The following is a 4237-nucleotide window of genomic DNA, read 5'->3' as shown; positions in this document are numbered from 1 at the left end:
CGCAGTGATCAGCGTGGCGAGCACTCGCGGATAGAGCACGATCGTCTGCTGCAGATTCGGCAGATACACCGCCATCGTGCGGGCGTTCACCGAAAGGTTGCTGATCGCCACCGGGAACGACTCGCTGATGTCGTCGAACAGCTTCGTCGCTGCGGTGGCGGTCCCGGGCCCCTTCTGCAGGATCCCGGTGATGTTCGTCTTGTGCGAGCGCAGCGTGTCGGTGGTGACGGTGAGGTTGCGCGTCCACGCCCGGATCTGGGCGGCCGTCTGGTTCTGCGTGCCCAGGACGGGGCCGGCCTCATCGATCAGGTCGGTCACCGCGTCGACGTTCCTGTTCGCCTCGCCGACGAACAGGATCATCGAGTCCAGGAGCCTGCGCAATTCCGGTGCGGTGCCGTTGAACGCCAGGAAGGTCTGATCCATCACCTCGCGCAACTGGGTGTTGCCGACGGCTTGCAGCAGGGCATCGGCCTGGTCGAGCATCGAGGAGATCTCGACGGGCATGTCGTCGTCGTTCACGACGACGGTGTCGCCGCCGCGCAGGAACGCGCCGGCCGGCTTCTCCGGCGGGGTGAACTCGACGAACTGCTCACCGACGGCCGAGACGCTGCGCACCGTGGCGGCGGAGTCCTTCGGGATGTCGTCGGTGCCCGAGCGAATGGTCAACTCCGCCTCGACGCCGTCCGGGGTGAGCCACATGCCCGTCACCTTGCCGACGTCGACGCCGCGGAAGCTGACGTTCGCGTTCTGGTACAGGCCGCCGGATGCGGGCATCTGGAGCGTCACCCGGTAGCTGCCGACGCCGAGCATCTGCGGGATGCGGATGTAGAAGATGCCGACGACCAGGATCGCGATCACCGAGACGATCGCGAAGACGGTGAGCTGGCCGCGGATGAAACCGGTGATCTTCATCAGTTGCCCTCCCGCTTACTCGTGGTCGGGGCTGTGGTCCGGGACGGGGTCTTGCCGTCCGGCGCCTTCTTCTCCGGCGTCTTCTTCTTGGGCGCCGGGACGTTGCGGTTCCGGTCGAAGGGCGCGCGCAACGGATCGGTCGACTTGCGCGCATTACCCGCGGACGTGCCCAGGAGCCCCTCCGGCCCGGTCAGGCCGACCGAGGTGAGCATGGTCTTGTCGAGCCGGTCGAAGGTCAGGTCCAGCACCAGATCCGAGTTGACGTAATCGCCCTTGACGATCGTCGAGATCTGCTCCTGCAAGAACGGGAAGGTCAGCAGGATCCGGAGCGAGTTGGTCAGCGCGGGGCCGGTCTGGGCGAGTTGGGACAGCAGCTTGTTCATGTTGGGCGCGACGACCTTCAGGTCGTCGGCGCCCCGGGCCATGATCTCGTTGGCGGTGGCCGACAGATCGCCCACCGCGCCCAGCGAACCGATCAGGTTGGTTCGCTGGTCCACCAGCAACTGCAGGATCTGCGGGCCGGAGTCCAGGGCGCGCTGCACAGTCGGCTCCTGCTCGTTGATGCGTGCGGTCAGCCGCGCCAGACCGTCGGTCGCGGCGATGATGTTCTCGGTCTGCTCGTCCAGGTCGGACACCAGGGTGTTCATCCGCGGAATCAGGGTGCTCAGTTCTTCGCCACGGCCGCCCAGCGCATCACTGAGTTCGGAGACGATCTCGCCCATCTGCGCCAGACCGCCGCCGTTGAGCACCACCGACAGCGAGCTGAGCACCTGTTCGGTGGTCGGATAGCGGCACGGATCGATGTTCTGCGCCAGCGTGACGCCCGGAACCCCCTGCCCCTCCAGGCGCGGCAGGTTCGCCGACTCGGGGCAGTCGGCCTGCTCCAGGCTGTCGCCCGGCGCGACGTACTGGCCGCTCGGTTCGGCCGGCGGCACGATCTCCAGGTGAGAGGAACCCAGCACGCTGGTCATGCCGATCATCGCGTACGACCCCTTCGGGATGCGCACGTCCTTGTCCAGGCGGATCGTCACCTCGGCAGCCCAGTCGACCACCTTGATGTCCGCGACGCTGCCGACCGTCGCATCGGTCATCATCACCGGGGCGTTGCGCACCAGGCTCGCCGCGGACGGGATCGTCGCGCTGATCTGGTAGGCGCCCTCACCGGTGCCCTGGGCGCCGATCGACGAGAGCGAGGCGACATGGTCGCCGCACGCCGCCAGCGGGAAGAGCAGGGCCGACGCGGCGACGACCGCGAGGAACTTGCGACTGTGACGCTTCATCAGTTCCTCCCGAACGGCAGGAGGAGCTTGAGCATCGGATCCGGCGGATTCGGCTTGGTGCTGTCGACGTCACGCTCGCCCACACCGGCTTGCGCCCGCCGCTTCACGCTCTCGTTCTGATACGTGATCATGCTGGGCGTGGCGGCCCGCCCGACCAGCGGATTGGCCGCGAACGGCGGGAAGTTCACCGCGATGTCCTTGAGGATCGGCGCGAGCAGATCGACACACTTCTCCACGCCCTCCTCAGTGTCCAGCGGACGTTCGGTCGCGGCCATCGAGCCGCACAGCAGCGTGATCAGGTTGTTGCCCATGCCGAGTCCGAAGACGCCGTCGAGAGAGCCGGTGAGCGGGTTGTAGATGTTGTAGAAGTTCGCGAGCTGGTTGGGCGCCGAATGCAGCAGACCGCGCAACCCCTCGTCGTTCCGCTTGAGCGTGGCGGTGAACGGGGCCATCTTGTCCACCGTCGCGGCCATCGTCTCGGTGTTGGCGTCCAGGAAGGTCTTCAGTTCGCCGAGCGCCTCGTCGAGGTTGTCCATCGCATCGCCGAGGGCCTCGTCGCTCTCGGCCAGCACACTGCTCACCGAGGCCATCCGGCCGTTGAACTGGACCAGCTGCTGATGGTTCTGCGCGAGCAGACCGGTCAGCTTCTGCAGTGCCTTCACCGTGGCGAACAGGTCGTCCCGGTTCTCCGAGAGGGTGCCCATCACCGTGGACATCTCGCGCAGCGCGATCGCCATGGCCTGGCCGTTCCCCTCGAGATTGGCCGCGGCCACGTCGATCGCCTTGGCGGCGGTACCCGGGTCGACGACGCCGTCGTCGCCGGTCTGCGGCCCGAGCACGTTGCTGAGCTCATCGAGCTGCTTCTTGACGTCGTCCCACTCCATCGGCACGGCAGTGCGCTCCATCGGGATGTCGGTGTTGCCGTCGGAGATCGTCGGTCCGGTGGTGTACGGCGGCGTGAGCTGGACGAACCGACCGGACACCAGCGACTGCGCGACGATCACCGCGCGCACATCGGTGGGGACGGGCACGTCGTCGTCGATCCGCATCACCACGCGGACGTTCCGGCTGCGTGGCTCCACCTTGGTCACCGTGCCGACCTTGACGCCGATCACGCGGACGGGGTCGCCCTCGTACAGGCCGGTGACCGACGGGAAGTACGCGGTGAGGGTGCGGGTGGTCGCTTTCTGCAACCCGAGCGAGGCCAGCATGACGACCAGCACCGCCACCAGGACGGCCGCGGCGACCGCGATCACCTTCTTGGTCGTCGACAGTGCGGACAGTTTCTGAGACACGGACATGTCAGCGCCCTCCCGTCGTCGACGTCGGCGCACCGGTGGGCCGCGAGGTGCGGTTCGGCGGCTGCGGCGGGCGGCTCGAGGGCGTCGGGCGCTTCACGTCCGGGGCGCTGCGGCGCGGCGCCTCACCCCAGTTGCCCGGGAGCAACGGGAAGCCGGAGTACTTGATGAAATACTCGGCCGCCTCCGGGTATTTCTGGCCGAGCACGCGCAAGAAGGTGCCCATGTAGTCGCCCCAGGTCGGCAGGCCCACCAGCGACGAGAAATATGGACCCGAGCTCACCGCTTCACCGAGGATGTTCGCGTACGGGCCGAGATTGTCGATGGCGTCGCTGAAGTTGTCGGCGTTGTCGTTGAGGATGTCCAGCACGCGGTTGAACTTCTTGAGCACCGGGGTCAGCTGTTCTTCGTTGTCCTTGACGAAGCCCGTCAGCTCGGCGGTCAGGTTCTTGGTGCCGACGATCACCTGCCGGATGGCCTCGCGCCGCACCTGCAGCTCGCCTAGCAGCAGGTTGGCGTCGATCAGCATCTTCTGGATCTGCTCGCTCCGCGCGCCGACGATCGACGAGACGCCGCGGGCCCGTTTCAGCAGGTCGTTGAGCGCGTTGTCGCGGTCGGCGATCACCGTCGCCAGCCGGCCGACCCCTTCGACGGCGCCGCGCATCTCCGGCGGAGTGTCTTCGAAGGCCTCGGACACCGTCGTCAGCGCCTTGTCGAGTTCCTCGGTGTCGGTCTCGGTGAGCGTGG

4 protein-coding genes are annotated in these 4237 nt (G+C 67.1%); all 4 read right to left on the bottom strand.

Going from position 1 to position 4237, the window contains the following annotated elements; translation table 11 throughout:
* The coding region (locus GX543_RS10095) for an MCE family protein (protein ID WP_290851736.1) at positions 1 to 912 on the bottom strand (912 nt) is incomplete at its 3' end.
* Entirely contained in the window at positions 912 to 2192 is a 1281-nt protein-coding gene (locus tag GX543_RS10090; protein ID WP_290851734.1) for an MCE family protein, read from the bottom strand. The genes GX543_RS10090 and GX543_RS10095, both read right to left, overlap by 1 nt.
* Complete coding sequence (locus tag GX543_RS10085; RefSeq protein WP_290851733.1) at positions 2192 to 3493, bottom strand: MCE family protein; 1302 nt, start codon at positions 3491 to 3493, stop codon at positions 2192 to 2194. Before GX543_RS10085 ends, GX543_RS10090 begins: the two co-directional genes overlap by 1 nt.
* Before the next feature lies 1 nt (position 3494).
* The coding region (locus GX543_RS10080) for an MCE family protein (RefSeq protein WP_366929063.1) at positions 3495 to 4237 on the bottom strand (743 nt) is incomplete at its 5' end.

Source organism: Gordonia sp. (in: high G+C Gram-positive bacteria), assembly GCF_012515855.1.
Taxonomy (GTDB): Bacteria; Actinomycetota; Actinomycetes; order Mycobacteriales; family Mycobacteriaceae; genus Gordonia.
This window is presented reverse-complemented; position numbering and strand designations above follow the sequence as displayed.